Source organism: Streptomyces sp. NPDC102259, from assembly GCF_044766465.1.
GTDB lineage: Bacteria > Actinomycetota > Actinomycetes > Streptomycetales > Streptomycetaceae > Streptomyces.
The window spans coordinates 15,493-34,854 of sequence record NZ_JBIWMA010000012.1; the positions used below are offsets into that span (position 1 = coordinate 15,493).

At 69.9% G+C, this 19,362-nt stretch carries 20 protein-coding genes; 9 read left to right on the forward strand and 11 right to left on the reverse strand.

All coding sequences use genetic code 11. From position 1 onward, the window contains the following. The first annotated feature begins 115 nt into the window (after positions 1-115). From pta to pyk, 3 genes are all read left to right on the forward strand, one after another. On the forward strand, positions 116-2,206 hold the full coding sequence (gene pta / locus ACIRPU_RS25690; protein WP_403871333.1) for a phosphate acetyltransferase: 2,091 nt from the start codon (positions 116-118) through the stop codon (positions 2,204-2,206). After that, on the forward strand, positions 2,203-3,408 hold the full coding sequence (locus ACIRPU_RS25695; RefSeq protein ID WP_403871336.1) for an acetate kinase: 1,206 nt from the start codon (positions 2,203-2,205) through the stop codon (positions 3,406-3,408). Before pta ends, ACIRPU_RS25695 begins: the two co-directional genes overlap by 4 nt. 118 nt (positions 3,409-3,526) lie before the next feature. Beyond that, a complete protein-coding gene (gene pyk, locus ACIRPU_RS25700; protein ID WP_384124603.1) occupies positions 3,527-4,957 on the forward strand; it encodes a pyruvate kinase in 1,431 nt (476 codons plus the stop codon). 123 nt (positions 4,958-5,080) lie between these two features. On the opposite strand, the gene ACIRPU_RS25705 is transcribed toward pyk, so the two are convergent. The 4 genes from ACIRPU_RS25705 to ACIRPU_RS25720 form a co-directional block, all read right to left on the reverse strand. Then, a complete protein-coding gene (locus ACIRPU_RS25705) occupies positions 5,081-6,457 on the reverse strand; it encodes a hypothetical protein (protein WP_403871339.1) in 1,377 nt (458 codons plus the stop codon). Continuing rightward, positions 6,447-7,085 carry a DUF6114 domain-containing protein gene (locus ACIRPU_RS25710; RefSeq protein WP_403871342.1) on the reverse strand — a complete coding sequence of 213 codons (639 nt, stop codon included), beginning with the start codon at positions 7,083-7,085 and terminating at the stop codon, positions 6,447-6,449. Before ACIRPU_RS25710 ends, ACIRPU_RS25705 begins: the two co-directional genes overlap by 11 nt. Positions 7,086-7,203: 118 nt before the next feature. Then, the gene (locus ACIRPU_RS25715; protein ID WP_403871345.1) at positions 7,204-7,836 is read right to left on the reverse strand and encodes a DUF6230 family protein; all 633 of its coding nucleotides are present in this window, start codon (positions 7,834-7,836) and stop codon (positions 7,204-7,206) included. A 645-nt stretch (positions 7,837-8,481) separates the two neighbouring features. Further along, on the reverse strand, positions 8,482-9,456 hold the full coding sequence (locus ACIRPU_RS25720; protein ID WP_403871348.1) for a tetratricopeptide repeat protein: 975 nt from the start codon (positions 9,454-9,456) through the stop codon (positions 8,482-8,484). Between the two features lie 240 nt (positions 9,457-9,696). Here ACIRPU_RS25720 and ACIRPU_RS25725 point away from each other — a divergent pair, with 240 nt between their 5' ends. Then, positions 9,697-10,356 carry a TetR/AcrR family transcriptional regulator gene (locus ACIRPU_RS25725; protein WP_385557779.1) on the forward strand — a complete coding sequence of 220 codons (660 nt, stop codon included), beginning with the start codon at positions 9,697-9,699 and terminating at the stop codon, positions 10,354-10,356. A gap of 53 nt (positions 10,357-10,409) precedes the next feature. Here the strand turns inward: ACIRPU_RS25725 and ACIRPU_RS25730 are convergent, their stop codons facing one another. The 4 genes from ACIRPU_RS25730 to ACIRPU_RS25745 all read right to left on the reverse strand — a co-directional run bounded on the left by ACIRPU_RS25730 (position 10,410) and on the right by ACIRPU_RS25745 (position 14,385). Continuing rightward, a complete protein-coding gene (locus tag ACIRPU_RS25730; RefSeq protein WP_403871352.1) occupies positions 10,410-12,110 on the reverse strand; it encodes a methylmalonyl-CoA mutase in 1,701 nt (566 codons plus the stop codon). Positions 12,111-12,307: 197 nt separating this feature from the next. After that, on the reverse strand, positions 12,308-12,646 hold the full coding sequence (locus ACIRPU_RS25735) for a DUF3817 domain-containing protein (protein WP_057603486.1): 339 nt from the start codon (positions 12,644-12,646) through the stop codon (positions 12,308-12,310). Positions 12,647-12,715: 69 nt separating this feature from the next. Beyond that, positions 12,716-13,225, reverse strand: a complete 510-nt coding sequence (locus tag ACIRPU_RS25740; protein WP_355704167.1) for a MarR family transcriptional regulator — start codon at positions 13,223-13,225, stop codon at positions 12,716-12,718. A gap of 11 nt (positions 13,226-13,236) precedes the next feature. Further along, positions 13,237-14,385: an MFS transporter gene (locus ACIRPU_RS25745; RefSeq protein ID WP_403871356.1), complete on the reverse strand. Its 1,149-nt coding sequence runs from the start codon at positions 14,383-14,385 to the stop codon at positions 13,237-13,239. A gap of 9 nt (positions 14,386-14,394) precedes the next feature. Between ACIRPU_RS25745 and ACIRPU_RS25750 the strand changes: the two genes are divergently transcribed. Further along, a complete protein-coding gene (locus ACIRPU_RS25750; protein ID WP_403871359.1) occupies positions 14,395-14,754 on the forward strand; it encodes an ArsR/SmtB family transcription factor in 360 nt (119 codons plus the stop codon). Here the strand turns inward: ACIRPU_RS25750 and ACIRPU_RS25755 are convergent. From ACIRPU_RS25755 to ACIRPU_RS25765, 3 genes are all read right to left on the reverse strand, one after another. Then, positions 14,748-15,722, reverse strand: coding sequence for a matrixin family metalloprotease (locus tag ACIRPU_RS25755; RefSeq protein ID WP_403871362.1), 975 nt, complete (start codon positions 15,720-15,722; stop codon positions 14,748-14,750). The two genes, ACIRPU_RS25750 and ACIRPU_RS25755, sit on opposite strands and share 7 nt — an antisense overlap. 148 nt (positions 15,723-15,870) lie before the next feature. Beyond that, entirely contained in the window at positions 15,871-16,173 is a 303-nt protein-coding gene (locus tag ACIRPU_RS25760; protein WP_355704163.1) for an MTH1187 family thiamine-binding protein, read from the reverse strand. Continuing rightward, positions 16,170-16,514 (reverse strand): DUF3817 domain-containing protein, encoded by a 345-nt coding sequence (locus tag ACIRPU_RS25765; protein ID WP_403871366.1) that lies wholly within the window; start codon positions 16,512-16,514, stop codon positions 16,170-16,172. Before ACIRPU_RS25765 ends, ACIRPU_RS25760 begins: the two co-directional genes overlap by 4 nt. Before the next feature lie 169 nt (positions 16,515-16,683). On the opposite strand from ACIRPU_RS25765, the gene ACIRPU_RS25770 reads away from it, so the two are divergent. The 4 genes from ACIRPU_RS25770 to ACIRPU_RS25785 all read left to right on the forward strand — a co-directional run bounded on the left by ACIRPU_RS25770 (position 16,684) and on the right by ACIRPU_RS25785 (position 19,346). Continuing rightward, positions 16,684-17,316, forward strand: a complete 633-nt coding sequence (locus ACIRPU_RS25770) for an AIM24 family protein (RefSeq protein ID WP_355704179.1) — start codon at positions 16,684-16,686, stop codon at positions 17,314-17,316. Between the two features lies 1 nt (position 17,317). Next, on the forward strand, positions 17,318-17,968 hold the full coding sequence (locus ACIRPU_RS25775) for an AIM24 family protein (RefSeq protein WP_355704178.1): 651 nt from the start codon (positions 17,318-17,320) through the stop codon (positions 17,966-17,968). 2 nt (positions 17,969-17,970) lie between these two features. Next, complete coding sequence (locus tag ACIRPU_RS25780) at positions 17,971-18,777, forward strand: AIM24 family protein (protein ID WP_403871724.1); 807 nt, start codon at positions 17,971-17,973, stop codon at positions 18,775-18,777. 92 nt (positions 18,778-18,869) lie between these two features. After that, positions 18,870-19,346, forward strand: a complete 477-nt coding sequence (locus ACIRPU_RS25785; RefSeq protein ID WP_355704161.1) for a MarR family transcriptional regulator — start codon at positions 18,870-18,872, stop codon at positions 19,344-19,346. Positions 19,347-19,362 lie beyond the last annotated feature (16 nt).

A 19,362-nucleotide genomic window follows, 5' to 3' on the forward strand; every position in this document is an offset into this window, starting at 1 on the left:
TCTTGACGGGCGCCTTAACTACGGCCAGAGGTATTGTCAAGAGGGATCTGCTCACCTAGGTGGGCGATTTTTGTGCCCCGTGCCCCGTGCCCCCGTAGAGAGACGGAGAGCTCGCGTGACCCGCAGCGTGTACGTGACCGGAATCGACCGCGGCGACGGCCGTCAGGTCGTCGAGCTGGGAGTCATGGAGCTCCTGACCCGGCAGGTCGACCGGGTGGGCGTGTTCCGCCCCCTCGTCCACGACGGGCCCGACCGGCTCTTCGAGCTGCTGCGTGCGCGCTACCGGCTGGCGCAGGATCCGGCCACCGTCTACGGCATGGACTACCACGAGGCGTCCGCCCTCCAGGCGGAACAGGGGACGGACGAGCTGGTCTCCACCCTCGTCGAGCGGTTCCACCGCGTCGCCCGGGCCTACGACGTCGTCCTCGTCCTGGGAACCGACTACGCCGACACCCAGTTCCCGGACGAACTCGCTCTCAACGCGCGTCTCGCGAACGAGTTCGGCGCGTCCGTGATCCCGGTCGTCAGCGGCCGCAAGCAGCCGGTGGAGTCCGTGTTCGCGGAGACCCGCAACGCCTACCGGGCGTACGAGGTCCTCGGCTGCGACGTCCTCGCCATGGTCACCAACCGGGTGGCCCCGGACGACCGGGAGGAGATCGCCGCCCGGCTCGCGACCCGGCTGCCCGTGCCCTGTTACGTCCTGCCCGACGAGCCCGCCCTCGCCGCGCCGACCGTCGCGCAGATCAGCCACGCGCTGGGCGCGAGGGTGCTCCTCGGCGACGACTCCGGGCTGGCCCGTGACGCGCTCGACTTCGTCTTCGGCGGGGCGATGCTGCCGAACTTCCTCAACGCGCTGACCCCGGGCTGTCTGGTCGTCACTCCGGGGGACCGGGCCGACCTGGTCATCGGCTCGCTGGCCGCGCACAGCGCCGGCACCCCGCCGATAGCCGGCCTGCTGCTCACCCTCGACGAGGTGCCGAGCGACGAGATCCTCACCCTCGCCGCCCGTCTCGCCCCCGGCACCCCCGTCGTCTCGGTGCCCGGCAACAGCTTCCCCACCGCCGAGCAGCTGTTCTCCCTCGAGGGCAAGCTGAACGCGTCCACCCCGCGCAAGGCCGAGACGGCCCTGGGTCTGTTCGAGCGGCACGTGGACACGGTCGATCTGCTCAGCCGCGTCTCCGCGCCGAGCACCGACCGCGTCACGCCGATGATGTTCGAGCACAAGCTGCTGGAGCAGGCCCGCGTCGACAAGCGCCGGGTCGTCCTTCCGGAGGGGACCGAGGAGCGGGTATTGCACGCGGCCGAGGTGCTGCTGCGCCGGGGCGTCTGCGACCTGACGCTCCTGGGGCCCGTCGACCAGATCCGCAAGAAGGCCGCCGACCTCGGCATCGACCTCGGCGACTGCTCGCTGATCGACCCGGCCACCTCCGAGCTGCGCGACTCGTTCGCCGAGAAGTACGCCCGGCTGCGGGCCCACAAGGGCGTCACGGTGGAGCTGGCGTACGACGTCGTCTCGGACGTGAACTACTTCGGGACGCTCATGGTCCAGGAGGGCCTCGCCGACGGCATGGTCTCCGGGTCGGTGCACTCCACGGCCGCCACCATCCGGCCCGCCTTCGAGATCATCAAGACGAAGCCGGACGCCGACATCGTCTCGTCCGTCTTCTTCATGTGCCTCGCCGACAAGGTCCTCGTGTACGGCGACTGCGCCGTGAACCCCGACCCGAACGCCGAGCAGCTCGCCGACATCGCCATCCAGGCGGCCGCGACCGCCGCCCAGTTCGGCGTGGAGCCGCGGATCGCGATGCTGTCGTACTCCACCGGCACGTCCGGCTCGGGCGCCGATGTCGACAAGGTGCGGGAGGCGACGAAACTCGTCCGCGAGCGGCGCCCCGACCTGAAGATCGAGGGGCCGATCCAGTACGACGCCGCCGTGGAGCCGACCGTCGCCGCGACCAAGCTGCCGGGCTCCGAAGTCGCGGGGCAGGCCAGTGTGTTGATCTTCCCGGACCTCAACACCGGCAACAACACCTATAAGGCCGTGCAGCGTTCGGCCGGCGCGATCGCGGTCGGGCCGGTGCTCCAGGGCCTGCGCAAGCCGGTCAACGACCTGTCCCGGGGCGCCCTGGTCCAGGACATCGTGAACACCGTCGCCATCACGGCGATCCAGGCCCAGACCTCGAGCGAGAAGGCAACCGCCCAGTGACCGCGACCCGTGTCCTCGTCCTCAACTCCGGCTCCTCGTCGGTGAAGTACCAGCTGCTCGACATGCGGGACAGCGGCCGGCTGGCGAACGGGCTCGTCGAGCGGATCGGCGAGCAGTCCTCCCGGCTCAAGCACACGCCCGTCGCGACCGGCGGGGAGAGCCGTGAGTGGACCGGGCCGATCGCCGACCACGACGCAGCGCTGAAGGCCGTCGCGGAGGAGCTCGCGAAGGACGGGCTCGGTCTCGACTCCCCCGAGCTCGCCGCCATCGGACACCGGGTCGTGCACGGCGGTAAGCACTTCACCGAGCCGACCGTGATCGACAACGCCGTGCTCGCCGAGATCGAGCGGCTGATCCCGGTCGCCCCGCTGCACAACCCGGCCAACCTCACCGGCATCCGGACCGCGACGGCCCTGCGCCCCGACCTGCCCCAGGTCGCCGTCTTCGACACCGCGTTCCACACGACGATGCCGGAGGCGGCGGCCCGCTACGCGATCGACGTCGAGACCGCCGACGCGCACCGCGTGCGGCGCTACGGCTTCCACGGGACCTCGCACGCGTACGTCTCCCGGGCGACGGCGAAGCTGCTGGGCAAGGCACCCGAAGAGGTGAACGTCATCGTGCTGCACCTCGGCAACGGGGCGTCCGCCTCGGCCGTCGAGAAGGGCCGGTGCGTGGACACCTCGATGGGGCTGACGCCCTTGGAGGGGCTCGTGATGGGTACGCGCTCCGGGGACATCGATCCGGCCGTCATCTTCCATTTGACGCGTGTTGGTGAAATGTCCATCGACGAAATCGACACTCTTCTCAACAAGAAGAGCGGACTCATCGGGCTGTGCGGTGACAACGACATGCGGGAGATCCGGCGCCGGATCGACGAGGGTGACGAGCGCGCGAAGCTCGCCTTCGACATCTACATTCACCGGCTGAAGAAGTACATCGGCGCCTATTACGCCGTGCTCGGGCACGTGGACGCGGTCGCGTTCACCGCCGGGGTAGGGGAGAACGCGGCGCCGGTGCGGGAGGCGGCCGTGGCGGGCCTGGACTCCCTGGGCCTGGCGGTGGACGACGGGCTGAACGCGGTACGCGGTGACGAGCCGCGGCTGATCTCGCCCGCCGGCGCGCGGGTGGCGGTCGCCGTGGTGCCGACGGACGAGGAACTGGAGATCGCCACACAGACCTACGCACTGGTGAAGCGGTAATCAATGCGGCTCCGCCGGGGAGCAACTGAAGAGGAAAGCAACTGAGCACAACCCCTCTCATTTGTATCTTCCACCAGACGGAATATTCCGTAGCGAAACAAACCGATAGGATCGCCCCATGCGCCGTTCGAAAATCGTCTGTACTCTCGGCCCCGCGGTCGACTCCCATGAAATGCTCGTGTCGCTGATCGAAGCCGGCATGAACGTGGCCCGCTTCAACTTCAGCCACGGCACGCACGCCGAGCACCAGGGCCGTTACGACCGGGTCCGTGCCGCCGCCAAGGAGACCGGCCGGGCCATCGGTGTCCTCGCCGACCTCCAGGGCCCGAAGATCCGCCTCGAGACCTTCGCCGAGGGTCCGGTCGAGCTGGTCCGGGGTGACGAGTTCATCATCACCGCCGAGGACGTCCCCGGTGACAAGACGATCTGCGGCACGACGTACAAGGGTCTGCCGGGCGACGTCTCGCGCGGCGACCAGATCCTCATCAACGACGGCAACGTCGAGCTGAAGGTCCTGGACGTCGAGGGCCCGCGGGTGAGGACGATCGTCATCGAGGGCGGTGTCATCTCCGACCACAAGGGCATCAACCTGCCCGGCGCGGCCGTCAACGTGCCCGCGCTGAGCGAGAAGGACATCGAGGACCTGCGGTTCGCGCTGCGGATGGGCGCCGACATGATCGCGCTGTCCTTCGTCCGGGACGCCAAGGACGTCACCGACGTCCACAAGGTCATGGACGAGGAGGGCCGCCGCGTCCCCGTCATCGCCAAGGTGGAGAAGCCGCAGGCGGTGGAGAACATGGAGGACGTCGTCGCGGCCTTCGACGCCGTCATGGTGGCCCGTGGCGACCTGGCCGTCGAGTATCCGCTCGAGAAGGTCCCGATGGTGCAGAAGCGCCTCATCGAGCTGTGCCGGCGCAACGCCAAGCCGGTGATCGTGGCGACCCAGATGATGGAGTCGATGATCACCAACTCCCGGCCGACCCGCGCCGAGGCCTCCGACGTGGCCAACGCGATCCTGGACGGCGCGGACGCGGTCATGCTGTCCGCCGAGTCGAGCGTGGGCGCGTACCCGATCGAGACCGTGAAGACGATGTCGAAGATCGTCACCGCGGCCGAGCAGGAGCTGTTCAGCAAGGGCCTCCAGCCGCTCGTGCCGGGCAAGAAGCCCCGCACGCAGGGCGGTTCGATCGCGCGCGCCGCGTGCGAGATCGCCGACTTCCTCGGCGGCCGGGGCCTGGTGGCCTTCACCCAGTCCGGTGACACCGCCCGCCGGCTCTCCCGCTACCGCGCGGCCCAGCCGATCGTCGCCTTCACCACCGACGAGGGCACCCGCAACCAGCTGGCGCTCAGCTGGGGCGTCGAGTCGCACATCGTGCCGTTCGTGAACAGCACCGACGAGATGGTCGACATGGTCGACCAGCAGATCGCCAAGATCAACCGCTTCAGCCCCGGCGAGATCGTCATCATCACCGCCGGCTCGCCCCCCGGCGTGGCCGGCACCACCAACATGCTCCGCGTCCACCACCTCGGTGGCGTCTCCCGCGACTGAGCGAACGGCGCCGGCCCCCTGAGCGGGCCGGTACGGCGCTGAGGGCGCCCCCTGTGAACAGGGGGCGCCCTCAGCGTTTTTCGCGGCTCCCGGATGGGTTCGGGGACGATCGGCCGGTGCTGCTCAGCCGGTCGTGTACTGGTGCAGACCGGGGACGGTCAGCGTGCCGCCGAGCTGGCCCGCCTGCTGGACCTTCACGTCGGTGAAGTAGATCAGCGGGATGTTCAGCGGCGGCGGGCTCTTCGGGGTGAACGTGATGGGTATCAGGCCGAACAGGTTCCCGGAGATGCTCTCCGTGTACATGATCGTGTCGCCGTCACGGATGGTGGACGTCGTGCCCTTGCCCGCCTGCACGTGGTACGTCTTGCCGGACTGCTTGTCGTCCACCGTCTGGTGCAGGTCGCCGATGTCGGTGCCGTCGGATATGACGTACTTCAGCACTTCCTTGACCGTGCCGTTGGCCGTCTTCACCTTGACGATGCCCTGGTAGTCGGCGCCCTTGAGGAGCAGCGAACTGGCGTTCAGGTACCAGGGGTCGTCGGGCAGCCTGATCTTGTTGTCGATGCCGCCCTCGTCGTCCGTGGCGGCGGGGCAGTCGTCGGCGTTTGTGGTGGCGCTCTCCGAGGGGCTCGGCGAAGCCGTGGCGTCGTCGGCGGCCTCCTCGGTGTCCTTCGTCGTGTCCTCGGCCTCGTCGGCGGTGTCCTTGACGGTGTCCTTCGCCGTGTCGGTGACGGCGTCGGTGGCGTCCTTGGAGGTACCGGACGTGTCCTTGCCGGCCGAGCCGGTGTCGGAGGAGCCGGAGCCGGCCGAGGAGCCCGAGCCGGCGTCCGACGACGAGTCGCCGGTCGACGCCGATTCCGAGGCGGACGGGGACGGGCTCGAACTGGCCGTCGCGTCGGACTCGTTGCCGTCGAAGAGGTCCGTGATGGCGTCGCCGATGGTCTCCAGGACGTTCTTGCTCGTCTCGGAGGCGGAGGGGCTCGCCGTGGCGGTGTCACCGGACGTCGACGACTTCTCGGGCTCGGTGGCCGCGGAGGACGCGGACGGAGCGGGCTCGGCCGTGTCGTCGGAACCTGAATCCGACGAACCGGAGTCATCCGTGTCGCCCGAGTTGCTCGACGTGTCCTTCGAGTCGTCCGCGGACTCGTCCTTGGAGTCGTCCTTGGAGTCGTCGGCCGATTCGCTCGCGCTCGCCGAGGCGGACGGCGACGGGGAGGCCGACGCGGAGGCGTCCGCGTCCTCCAGGGCCGCCACACAGTCCTTGTACTCGTCGATGGTGAGGCTCTTGGACGCCGGCTGGTCCTCGGCGTTGGCCAGGGTCGGCGTGAACCCCATTCCCATGAGGACCGCCGTCGGCATGGCCGCCAGGGCTATCGCCTTGCCGGCCGGCATGTGGAACCTGGTGAAGAGCGGCTTCTTGGGTGCCGCGTGCCGCGGCCCGGTGGTTCTCACGCGGGCAGCGTCCACATCGCTCCCGGTGGAAACCTCGTCAGCCGGCACTGTGCCTCCCGTTCGCCCCGTTGGCCGGGCTCGTTCCTGACAGATCGTGCAGATCGTGCGGCTCGCCCGCCCCGTGGTCGTCCTTCGTGAAGGACGGCTTCTCGGTGGGGGCCGGGCCCGTGCTGTACGGGTTCGCGGTGAGGTCGCCCGCGTCGGCGGGACTTGCGGGGAACGCGCCCTCGGGGGCGCCTCCGGCGGTCGCGTCGGCCTCGGGGCCCGGAGCCGGGGCGGGCGGTGAGCCCGGCACCCAGGACACGGCCATCGCCCCGCCGATCAGCGCGAACAGGAAGCCGATGAGGAAACCGCCGAGGTTCGACACCGGGATGGACACCAGACCGAGCAGGATCGCCGCGACTCCCGCGAAGACCTGTACGTGCTTCTGGAACCACAGACTGATGCCCAGGACGCCCAGCAGCACACCGATGATCAGCGACCCCGCGCCCGCGGTGGTGGCCATCGCCAATGTCAGGTGGCCCACCTGGAGGTGCGCGTACGGGAAGTAGGCGATGGGGAAGCCGGCGATAAGGACGAACAGGCCCGCCCAGAACGGCCTGGTTCCCCGCCAGGCGCGGAACTGCTGCCTCCGGCGGGTGAACTGACCGGGGGCGACAGGGGTCTCGGCGCTCATGGAAAACAGCTCCCTGGTGCGGCGTTTCTGTGGTGGTGAGTCGAACTGCAGGTGAAGCCCCGGGCTTCAGACTGGACGGGCGGGGGCGCCACCGGCCCCCCCGCCCGTCAGAGAGTGCTTAGTAGCACTCCTTGACACCCGTCGACAGCGACATCTTCAGGCCGCTGAGCTTGAAGGTTCCGGCGGTGGTGGCCCACGCCGTCTGCTTCACGTCGGTCAGCGTGGCGGAGTCCGCCTGCTGGGCGAACCCGTACGGGTTCGCCGCGTCACCGCTCTTGAGGCCCGGACCCTTGGAGGCGTCCTTGGCGGCCACACCGATGTCGATGCCCCTGAACACGGCGTCCGCGCTCAGGTCCTCGACGTCGATGTACAGGTTCTCTGCCTCGACCGGCGTACCGCCGCCGCCCGCCTTCAGCGTGAGGCTGACGGAACCGAGCAGCGGGATGTTCGGGGTGACCACGGACTGGCACATGTTCGTGATCGAGGCGCTCTTGAACGCCGAGACGGCGACGGCGTGAGCCGTCTTCTTGCCGTCGAGGGTGTAACCCGAGTCGATCGCGCCGTACTGCGAGAAGCCCGTGCCTTCAAGCTTGTCCGCGCTCACCTTGAACGACTGACCGGACACGCTGAACGACGCGGCCAGTGCACCCTGCGCGAGGGCGACACCTATACATGCCGTAGCGGCGACGCTGGGCACCATGACCACAGCGAAGCGCTTCCATCTGGTCCCGCCACGCACCTGGGACTCCATATTTCCTCCTTCTCGGACGTACATCTCCTGGCCCTGACTAGCCCCCTCGAACGGCGGCTCAGCCGGGCAGGGATGGGAGAAGTGCTACGTCCTCGGGAAGGGGAGCGCCTGTCTCGGAGGCGCGAACCGCGCACCGATCACCGGCGATCACCCCCGAGCGACAACCACTGGTCGCGCCTGACACGCATCACGCACAACCTTGCCGGACAGGCTTCGCCGCAGCGAAGACCCCCCTGTCCGAGAGCCGACTCCACTGCCGTCGGCTCTGCTCGGTGGGGACCCAGGAAAACCCCTTGACCCAACCGGCTGCCGGGGTAGGGGATTGGACCGAGCGTGGCCGATCGTGGTGCATTCTCGCCGCCCGCACAAGGGGGTTCGTTACTCGCTAGTAACGGCCGGATAACCGAACAACGACCCATAGGTCTCGACCGGCAACACAGGGTGTCATCGACGCCCGGGACAAAGCTGTTGATCGCTGGACAGAATCCGACAGAACAGCGCCCGAGTCTTACTTGCAGTAACAGCGGCCGCGATTACCAAGATTTGGTAAAGCGCGGCCGCAGGGGAACCGCATCGGCGGAACTTTCACTCCGGCACCACGGGCTCTGACGTTTAGTGACTGGTCAGCACCCGGCTCCCGCCGGATCAGAACAGGGCGCGCGCCAGCGCTCGCCGGGCCGCCGCGACCCGGGGGTCGTCCGGCCCTACCACCTCGAACAGTTCGAGGAGCCGCAGCCGTACGGCGTCCCGGTCGTCCCCGGCCGTGCGCCGCACGGTGTCGATGAGCCGTCCGAACGCGTCCTCGACATGACCCCCCACCAGATCCAGGTCGGCCGCGGCGATCTGCGCCTCGGCGTTCTCCGGCTTGTCGGCGGCGTCCTTGCGCACCTGCTGCGGGTCCATGTCGCCCACCCGCTGGAGCAACTCGGCCTGCGCGAGCCCGAGCTTGGCCTCGCTGTTGCCCGGGTCGTCGGCGAGCACGTTGCGGTACGCCTGCACGGCGCCGCCGAAGTCACCGGCGTCCAGCGCCCGTACGGCGGCTTCGAGCAGCGCGTCGTACGGCCCGACGGGCTCGGCCGCGACCGCCTCCTCGGCGCCCGGCCCGGCGTCGGCGTCGACGGTCAGGCCGGTGAGCCCGAACCGCTCCTCGGCGACCTGTACCAACTGGTCGAGGGTCTGCCGGATCTGCGCCTCGCCGGCGGCCCCCTGGAAGAGCGGCAGCGCCTGCCCCGCGACGACCGCGAAGACGGCCGGGATGCCCTGCACCCCGAACTGCTGCATCAGCATCTGATTGGCGTCGACGTCGATCTTGGCGAGCAGGAAGCGGCCGTCGTACTCGACGGCGAGCCGCTCGAGGACGGGGCTCAGCTGCTTGCAGGGCTGGCACCACTCGGCCCAGAAGTCGATGACGACGGGCACCTCGGCGGACCGCTGGAGGACCTCCCTCTCGAAGCCCGCCTCATCGACGTCGATGACGAGATCGGCGGGGGAGACGGCCCCCGCGCCGCCCTGCCGTGCCGTTTCGGCGCGCGTCTGCTCCGCCTTCGCCTTGGCCTCCTGGGCCGCCTTCACCGCGGCGAGGTCGACGACTCCGCTCATGGACATGTTCCGTGGCTGCATGCGTCTATCCTCCCCCGTCCGCGCGCCTGCGTGAAAAGCGTTCCGAATACGTCCCGAACATCCCGAACATGAGCACCGGGGTCCCCACCCCGCACCCTGCCGGGCCTTCCGGCCCGCGCACGTCCCGCGCGAGCTTTCGCTACGAGTCGTAGCGTAATGGCACGGGGTGCCTCCGCAACACCACGCATCGGTGATCTCCCTCACGGAAGCCCATCACAAACCGCCGGTTATGGTCGGGGAATGCAGATCCGCACCCCCGCCTGCCGTACGGGCCGTTCGGGCCGTCCGCGCAGTGCCGCCGCGGACACCGCGATCCTGGCCGCGACCCGGGAGGCGCTGGTCGAGCTGGGCTGGTCCAAGCTGACGCTGGGAGACGTGGCGACGCGCGCCGGGGTCGCCAAGACGACCCTCTACCGCCGCTGGGCCGGCAAGAACGAACTGGTCGTCGACGCGGTCGCGGAACTGTTCGGCGAACTCGAACTCCCCGACCGGGGCAGCCTCGCCGCCGACATCGAGGGCGTGGTCCTCCAGTTCGCGGCGATCCTGGCCCGGCCGGAGGCCAAGAGCGGCCTGATGGCGGCCGTCGCCGAGTCCACCCGCGACGACGCCCTGCGCGAGCGCATCCGGGCCTCCATCGTCGACCCGCAGAAGGATCTGGTCCTGGAGGGCCGCGCCCGCGCCCAGGCGCGCGGTGAACTCCCCCCGCAGACCGACCCGGCCGAGGCCGCCCGCACGGTCGACCTCATCTTCGACGTCGTGGCGGGCGCGGTGGTCCACCGCACCCTGGTCAGCGCGGAACCCGCGGACGAGGAGTGGGTACGGAGCTTCACCCGGATCCTTCTCCTGGGCCTGACCGCGTCCACCGGCCCGTCCGGGGACCTCCCCGGCGAACGCGTCTGAGGGCGGGGGCCGCAGACCCGCCCCCGCCCTCTCCCCGCCCCTCCGGGCGCCGTCTAGAAGCCCGCGGGCTCCGTGTACACCCCCCACTCCTCCCGCAGCACTTCGCAGATCTCGCCCAGCGTCGCCTCGGCCCGCACGGCGTCCAGCATCGGCCCGATCATGTTGGAGCCGTCACGGGCGGCGCCCAGCATGGCGGCGAGCGCGTCGCGCACCGCCGTCTCGTCCCGCGCGGCCTTGCGTGCGCTCAGCGCCCGCACCTGCTCCCGCTCCACCTCGTGGCTGACCCGGAGGATCTCCAGGTCCCCGGTCACCGACCCGGTGTACGCGTTGACGCCGACGACCCGCTTCTCGCCCTTCTCCACGGCCTGTTGGTACCGGAACGCCGACTCGGCGATCTCCCCGGTGAACCAGCCGTCCTCGATCCCGCGCAGGATCCCGGAGGTGATCGGCCCGATCGGGTGCCGCCCGTCGGGGTGGGCCCGCAGTCCCCGCTCCCTGATCTGCTCGAAGATCTTCTCGGCGTCGGCCTCGATCCGGTCCGTCAGTTGCTCGACGTACCAGGAACCGCCCAGCGGATCGGCGACGTTGGCGACGCCGGTCTCCTCCATCAGCACCTGCTGGGTGCGCAGCGCGATCTCCGCCGCCTGCTCGCTCGGCAGCGCGAGCGTCTCGTCCAGGGCGTTCGTGTGCAGCGAGTTGGTCCCGCCGAGCACCGCCGCGAGGGCCTCCACGGCCGTCCGCACCACGTTGTTGTACGGCTGTTGGGCGGTCAGCGAGACCCCGGCGGTCTGGGTGTGGAAGCGCAGCCACTGCGCCTTCTCGGACTTCGCCCCGTAGACGTCCCGCATCCAGCGCGCCCAGATCCTGCGCGCCGCGCGGAACTTGGCGATCTCCTCGAAGAAGTCGACGTGCGCGTCGAAGAAGAAGGACAGCCCGGGCGCGAACACGTCCACGTCGAGACCGCGGCTGAGCCCCAGCTCCACGTACCCGAAGCCGTCCGCCAGCGTGTAGGCCAGCTCCTGCGCGGCCGTCGCGCCGGCCTCGCGGATGTGGTAGCCGGAGACGGACAGCGGCTTGTAGGCGGGGATGCCGGCCGCGCAGTACTCCATCAGGTCGCCGATGAGACGCAGGTGCGGCTCGGGCTGGAAGAGCCACTCCTTCTGGGCGATGTACTCCTTGAAGATGTCCGTCTGGAGCGTGCCGTTGAGGAGGCCCGGGTCGACGCCCTGCCGTTCGGCGGCGACGAGGTACATGCAGAAGACGGGGACGGCCGGCCCGCTGATCGTCATGGAGGTCGTGACGTCGCCCAGCGGGATGTCCTTGAACAAGACCTCCATGTCGGCGGCCGAGTCGATGGCGACCCCGCAGTGCCCGACCTCGCCCAGCGAGTGCCGCTCGTCGGAGTCGCGCCCCATCAGCGTGGGCATGTCGAAGGCCACGGACAGGCCCCCGCCGCCGTTGGCCAGGATCATCTTGTAGCGCTCGTTGGTCTGCTCGGCGTTGCCGAACCCGGCGAACTGCCGGATGGTCCAGGTGCGCCCCCGGTAGCCGGTCGGGTACAGGCCGCGCGTGAAGGGGTACTCCCCGGGCCATCCGATCCGCTCGAAGCCCTCGTACGCGTCACCGGGCCGGGGCCCGTACGCCGGCTCCACGGGGTCCCCGGAGAGCGTGGTGAAGTCGGCCTCACGCTTGCGCGAAGCGTCGTACCGGGCCTGCCAGCGACGGCGGCCCTCCTCGATGGCGTCAGCGTCCATGCCTCAAATTTACTAGGACGTCCAAGTAAATGTCGATGGCTATTGGTAGGACATCCTAGTAACTGTGCGTGACCCACCGCCGTACCCGCGCGTGCGCGACGTGGAGACGGCGGCGGATCGGACGACCGACGGGCGGGCCGGACGGCCAGCGGGCGGGGGGCCAGCGGGCGGGCGGGCGGCGGGACCCGGCGCCGGAGCTAGGCCTTGGCGGCCACCGGAGCCTCGTCGGCGATCCGGCCCTCCAGCTCGCGGCTGATCCTGCGCTCCACGAAGAAGGCGGCCGTGGGGACGGTCCCGGCCAACAGCACCCACAGCTGCTTGCCGACCGGCCACTTCGCCTTGGAACCCAGGTCGAAGGCGAAGACCAGGTAGAGGACGTAGAGCCAGCCGTGCGCGATGGCGACGACGCGGGTGAAGTCCGCGGCCCCGTCGACGTCCAGGCCGTACTTGGCGATCATGCCCAGGCACAGCAGGACCAGCAGCACACCGGTGACATAGGCCAGGACGCGGTAGCGGGTCAGCACGCTCTTCTTCATGCCGACGAGCGTAACGACCCGTTCCGGGAGATCTTGCCCCGGGTCACTCCTGCCGGATCCGGATCCGGGTCACTCCTCGTCGAAGTCGTGCGCGGCGACCCGCAGCGGCCTGAGCATCGCGAAGATCTCCCCGCACTCCTCCGCGTCGTACACCCCGAGACCGAAGTCCATCGCCATCAGGTCGCGGGTGGCCTCCTCGACGACCTCCCGGCCCTTGTCGGTGATGACGGCGAGGGTGCCGCGGCCGTCGTTGGGGTTGGGGCGCCGGGCGACCAGGCCCGACTTCACCAGGCGGTCGACGGTGTTCGTCACCGAGGTCGGGTGCACCTGGAGCCGCTCGCCGATCTTCGACATGGTCAGCTCGCCCTCCTTGGAGAACGTGAGCAGCACCAGCGCCTCGAATCGTGCGAACGTCAGGCCGTACGGCTTGACCACGGCGTCGACGCCGGCGAGCAGGATCTGGTGCGCGCGCATGATCGAGGTGATCGCGGCCATGGACGGCGTGTTCCCCCAGCGCTGCTTCCAGAGCTCGTCGGCGCGGGCGATGGGGTCGAAGGGGAGACTGGGCGGTTTCGGCACGCCTCGAAACCTTACCGGCCGGTCATATCGTGGTCAGCCCCGTCTCGGCCCTCGGTCCGCCGGACTTCCAGGGCGGACAGTACGCAGCAGACCGTTCCCAGCACTCCGGCCCCCGCGACCGCGGCCGCCACGCCCACCAGCTCCGCGGCCACCCCCGCCAGGGCCATGCCGACGCCCTGGAACGTCATGAGCCCGGCGGTGAGCAGCGTCATGGCCCGACCGCGCAGCTCCTCGGGCACGTCCCGGACGATCCACTGGTCGAGGCCGAGCGTGTACGCCGACCCGGCGCCCGAGACCGCCAGCAGGAGCAGCGAGACGGCGAGGCCGGGGTGGAGGGCGTAGCCGAGATAGGGCAGCAGGGTCACACAGACGAGCGGCAGCGCGACCCGCTCCCGGGTGACCGGCCGCAGCGCGCCCGCGTACAGCTCGCCGGCGATCGCGCCGACCGGCAGCGCGCACATCAGCAGGCCGAGGCCGACGGAGCCCACGCCGAGACCGTCGGCGTAGGGCGCGGACAGCGCCTCCGGGGCGACCGTGAAGGTCGGCGGCACCCAGAAGAGCAGCAGCAGCGCCCGTACCCGCCGGTCGGCGAGGATCTGCCGGGCGCCCTTGAGGGAGTCCGTGACCAGGGCGCCGCCGGTCCTGGCCCGGGCGGGGCGGCGGCGGGTGCCGAGCCGCAGCAGCGCGGCGGAGGCCAGGAAGGTGGCGACGGTGACGAGCAGGGCCTGGCGCGGGGAGGCGACGGTGAGCAGCAGCCCGCCGAGTCCGAAGCCGACGAGCAGCGCGCTCTGCGCGGTGATGCGCAGCAGGGAGCGTCCGAGGACGAACAGGTCGCCGTCGCCGAGGATGTCCGCGAGGGTGGCCATCCGGGTGCCCGCGAAGATCGGCGAGACGACGGCGAGGCAGCAGCGCAGGGCGAGCAGTACGGCGAGGGGCGCGCCCGGCGCCGTCATCGGCACCACGCACAGCGCGCACACCAGGTCGCAGCCCACGAGCACGCGCCGGGCCGGGAAGCGGTCGGCGACCCCGGCGAGCAGGGTGCCGCCGACGACGTAGGGCAGAAAGCCGAGCGCCCAGGCCAGGGCGCTCATCAGCGCTGATCCGGTCAGGTCGTAGACGAGGACGGACAGCGCGATCTCGGCGACGATGACGCCGAGCATGGACAGCAGGTGGGCGGCGAAGACGGCTCGGAACTCGCGGACGGCGAAGACCCGGAGGTAGCCGGCGGGCGGTGTCCCGGTTACCCGGCGCGCGGCATCGGCGGCCTGTGGACCAACACCACCGCCCGCTCCCCCGAGGCGCTCGTCCGGCTGCTGGGCCGGGGCCGGGCAGCCGTGCTCGGCGCGCTCGACGATCCGGCGACCACCTCCGCCCTCGCCCACCGGCTCGGCCTCGCCCCGTCCTCGGTCTCCGCGCACCTGACGGTGCTGCGCGACTCCGGCCTGCTGCTGTCCCGGCGCTACGGCCACCAGGTGCTGTACGAGCGGACGCCGCTGGGGATGGCGCTGGTGTCGGGCGACGCTCAGTAGAGGCTGCGCAGCCCGAGGACGTCGCCCTTGCCGAGCGTGCGGGCGTCCGTGGAGCAGGCGAAGGAGTTCGCGTACATGGTGAGGTTCTCGTGTCCGGCGCCGGAGTGACCGAGGCCGAAGACGTGCCCGGCCTCGTGCGTGGCGACGCTGCGGATGTCGTAGGCGTGCGTGCAGCCGCCGGCCGGGCGGTTCGTGAACGGGAAGTCATGGGTGTTGAAGCGGACGTCGGCCTCGAGCAGTTCCTCGGGCCCGCCGGGCACCGGCCGGCTCCAGGAGCAGGTCGTCGCGACGGCTTCGCCGCCGATGTCGCCCGCGTCCCACACGCTCAGACCGTCCCGGCGGGTGCAGCGGGCCTCCCGGTCGATGCCGGCCTCGTTGCCGGTGGCCGACAGGAACCTGGCCTTCGCCGTGACCCTGTCGTCGTAGCCGCAGTCGTTGCGGCTCGTGGTGATGGTGGCGATGGCGTCCTCGAAGGCCCGCCGGCCCTCGGCGTGGGACAGCCGACCCGGCAGGGGGCCGTCGCCGATGAACCACTCGTACGTGTCGTACTCCTTGCGGCCCTCGGTGGAGTAGGCGCTGTCGACGCAGGGGGCCGGGGCGTCGGCGCGGGCCCTGGCGGCGGCCTGCGCAGGGGCCGCCTCATAGGCGTACGAGACCGTTCCGTCGGCCGCGACCGTCAGGGTGAATCCGTGCGCCGAGCCGTCCACGGTGAGCGCGTCGACGCTGACCGTCGTGCCGGGTTCGGGCACCGCCACTCCGGCGCCTTCGTGGGTGACCACCCGGCCGACGGCGAGGCAGGCGAACACGGACGAGCCGGCGGGCAGATCGTCCACGGTCAGCTCGCCCCGGGCGGGCGCGCACGCCGGTGGCCGGGGCGTTTCCCCCACGCAGACCCCCGAAAGCGCCGCCGCCACCAGGAACGCGGTGACCACCCTGCCGACCAGCCCCGGTCCGCGCCGCCCTGCCACCGCACACTCCCCTTCAGTGCCACGCCAGCGCGCGGAACTTGATCGGCCTCGGGAGACATTAGCCAGGCGGCACCGGCCGTAACCCCATCCGATATGACCCGTTCGAGCGACTATTGCTCAAACGGGTGTCCCGTCGCTGTCCCTTCGGCTACTCCGAGCGCTCCTCCAGATGCCGTTCCACCGTCTCCACCTTCGAGGTCAGACCGTCCGTCACACCGGGGCGGATGTCCGCCTTCAGGACCAAGGAGACCCGGGGGGCTCGCTCCTCGACGGCGGCCACGGCGCGCTTGACGACGTCCATGACCTCGTCCCATTCGCCCTCGATGGAGGTGAACATGGCGTCGGTGCGGTTCGGGAGGCCGGACGCGCGGACGATCCGGACGGCGTCGGCGACGTATTCGCCGACGTCGTCGCCGACGCCCAGCGGCGTGACCGAGAACGCGACGATCACGCCTTCGCCGCCATCTCCTGGCGGGCGCGGGAGGCGACGACCGCGTCCTCGGCCTCACGGCGCAGCTTGCGCTCGGCGAAGAATCCGCCGGTCGGCAGGACCGACAGGACGAAGTAGAGGGCCGCGGTCCTCAGGGACCACTTCGCGCGGTTCCAGGCGTCCGCCCAGAAGAGCACGTACAGGACGAACAGCACTCCGTGGACCATGCCCATCACGGGCACCGCGTTGAAGTCCGTGGTCCGCTTCAGCACCGAGCAGACCAGCAGGAGAAGGAAGGACACGGCCTCGGGGGCGGAGACCAGGCGCAGGCGGCGGAGGGCGGAGGCTGTCTTCAGGTCCACGGGTCACCTTCGGGGGGAGGTACGGCGACGAACAGATCGGTTTGTGAATACACGCACAAGCGTTCGCCCATTGTGGCAAACGGTCCACCTAAGGGTGCGTTCAGGGTCGTTCTCCACCCCCGGGTGCTGTTCGGCGCACCCGTACGGCCGATACCTTCACCGCGTGGCGATGTTTCGACTTCAAGGCAGCAAGGTGCTCGCCGTCGACGTGACCGGGGACGCCGTGAAGGCGAAGAACGGCTCCATGGTCGCGTACGACGGCCAGATGGCGTTCAAGAAGCTCAGCGGCGGCGGTGAGGGCATCCGGGGGATGGTCACCCGGCGGCTCACCGGCGAGCAGATGACCATGATGGAGGTGAGAGGGCAGGGCACGTGCTGGCTGGCCGATCGTGCCTCCGAGATCAATCTCGTCCAGCTCCGGGGGGACAAGCTGTACGTCGAGTCGAGCAATCTCCTCGCGACCGACGCCGGACTCAGGACCGGGACGAGTTTCACCGGGCTGCGCGGCGCGACCCAGGGCAACGGGCTCTTCACGACGACCGTCGAGGGCTCCGGCCAGGCGGCCATCACCTCGGACGGGCCGGCCGTGGTGCTGCGCGTCAGTCCGCAGTACCCGCTGACCGTCGACCCCGGCGCCTATGTCGCGCACCAGGGCAACGTCCGGCAGACCTTCCAGTCCGGTGTGACCTTCCGCACGTTCATGGGCGAGGGCGGCGGCGAGGCCTTCCAGATCCGGTTCGAGGGGGACGGCCTGGTGTACGTCCAGCCGAGCGAGCGCAACACGATCGCGGGGGATGTGTGAGATGACCTTCCGCGAGATCAACTCCAAGATGGTCGAGGCGACCCTCGTGCCCGGCCAGAGGCTCTTCAGTCAGCGCGGCGCCATGCTCGCCTACCGCGGCGAGGTGGCCTTCACCCCCAACGTCCAGGGCGGCCAGGGCGGGGTGATGTCCATGATCGGGCGGCGGCTCGCCAACGAGGACACCCCCCTGATGACCGTCGAGGGCAGCGGCACGGTCCTCTTCGGGCACGGCGGCCACCACGTCCAGGTCATCCGGCTCACCGGCGACACGCTGTACGTCGAGGCGGACCGCCTGCTCGCCTTCGAGGGCACCCTCCAGCAGGGCACGATGTTCCTGGGCTCCCAGGGCGGGGTCATGGGCATGGTCCGCGGCCAGGTCAGCGGACAGGGTCTGTTCACCACCACCCTGAAGGGGCACGGCGCCGTCGCCGTGATGGCCCACGGCGGAGTCTTCGAGGTGCCGATCACCCCGCAGCGCCCGGTCCATGTCGACCCCCAGGCCTATGTCGCCCACCACGGCGACGTCCGCAACAAGCTGTCGACGGCGCTGGGCTGGCGGGACATGGTGGGCCGGGGCTCCGGCGAGGCGTTCCAGCTGGAGCTGAGCGGCAGCGGTGCGGTGTTCGTCCAGGCGTCGGAGGAGAAGCTGTGAGCATGTACGGGGCTCCGGGCGGCGGCCCGACGGTGCACGACCCGATGACCCTGCCGGTCGACGACAACGTGAACAGCTACACCTTCTGCGTGGAGCTCAAGGGGAGCCAGTGGTTCCTCCAGAAGGGGAAGATGATCGCCTACTACGGGTCGATCGACTTCAACGGCATCGGACACGGCCGTCTGGACCGTCTGGTGCGCACTTCGTTTCATTCGCCTCTGCACGCCAGCGACTGGGTCGTGGCGGAGGGCTCGGGCAAGATGCTCCTCGCCGACCGGGCCTTCGACGTGAATTCGTACGACCTGGACGAGGGCAACCTGACCATTCGCTCGGGCAATCTGCTCGCTTTTCAGCCAACTCTGTCGCTCAAGCAGTCGATCGTGCCGGGATTTCTCACGCTGATCGGAACCGGCAAGTTCGTGGCGGCATCTAACGGTCCGGTGGTGTTCATGGAACCCCCGATCCGGGTCGATCCGCAGGCGCTCGTCGGCTGGGCCGACTGCCCCTCTCCGTGCCATCACTACGACCACGGGTACATGACCGGCCTGATGGGCGGTCTACGTGCGCTGACAGGCCTCGGAGGGGCTTCCGGGGAGGAGCACCAGTTCGAGTTCGTGGGCGCCGGGACGGTGCTGCTCCAGTCGACCGAGCTGCTCATGGCCGAGCAGGCGACGGGGGCGGTTCCGCACGAGCCGGGAGTACCCGGCGCAGGCGCCGGACCCGGTGGGCACGGCGGCCACGGAGCGCAAACCGGCGCACCGCGCCTTCCCGGACAGCTGGGGGACCTCCAGCGTCGCTTCGGGCTGTGAGCGGTAGTCTGCGGAGTGTGACATCGAACGCGTGCGCACCGTCACACCACCCTCACTAGTTCGCCTTTCAACATTTTAGGTAGACTTCATCTATGGAGACCGAAACGGCCACGCGCTGGCTGACCGATGCGGAGCAGTGCGCCTGGCGCACCCACCTGGAGGTCAACAGGCTGTTGACGTACCAGCTCGAAAAGGATCTCCAACCGTTCGGCCTGACCATGAACGACTACGAGATCCTGGTGAATCTCTCCGAGTCGGAGGGCGTCCGGATGCGGATGAGCGACCTCGCGTCCGCCACCCTCCAGTCCAAGAGTCGTCTCTCGCACCAGATCACCCGCATGGAGAGCGCCAACCTGGTGCGCCGTGAGAACTGCGAGTCCGACCGCCGGGGCCTGTACGCGGTCCTGACGGAGCACGGCATGGAGACGATGCAGAAGGTCGCTCCCCATCATGTGGACTCCGTGCGGCGGCACTTCATCGACCTGCTCTCCCCCGACTCCACGACGGAACTCTCCAAGGCCCTGAAGCCCGTCGCGGACCACCTCCGCGGGCAGCGGGGACGCCCGTGAGGGACTCCCGCTAGAC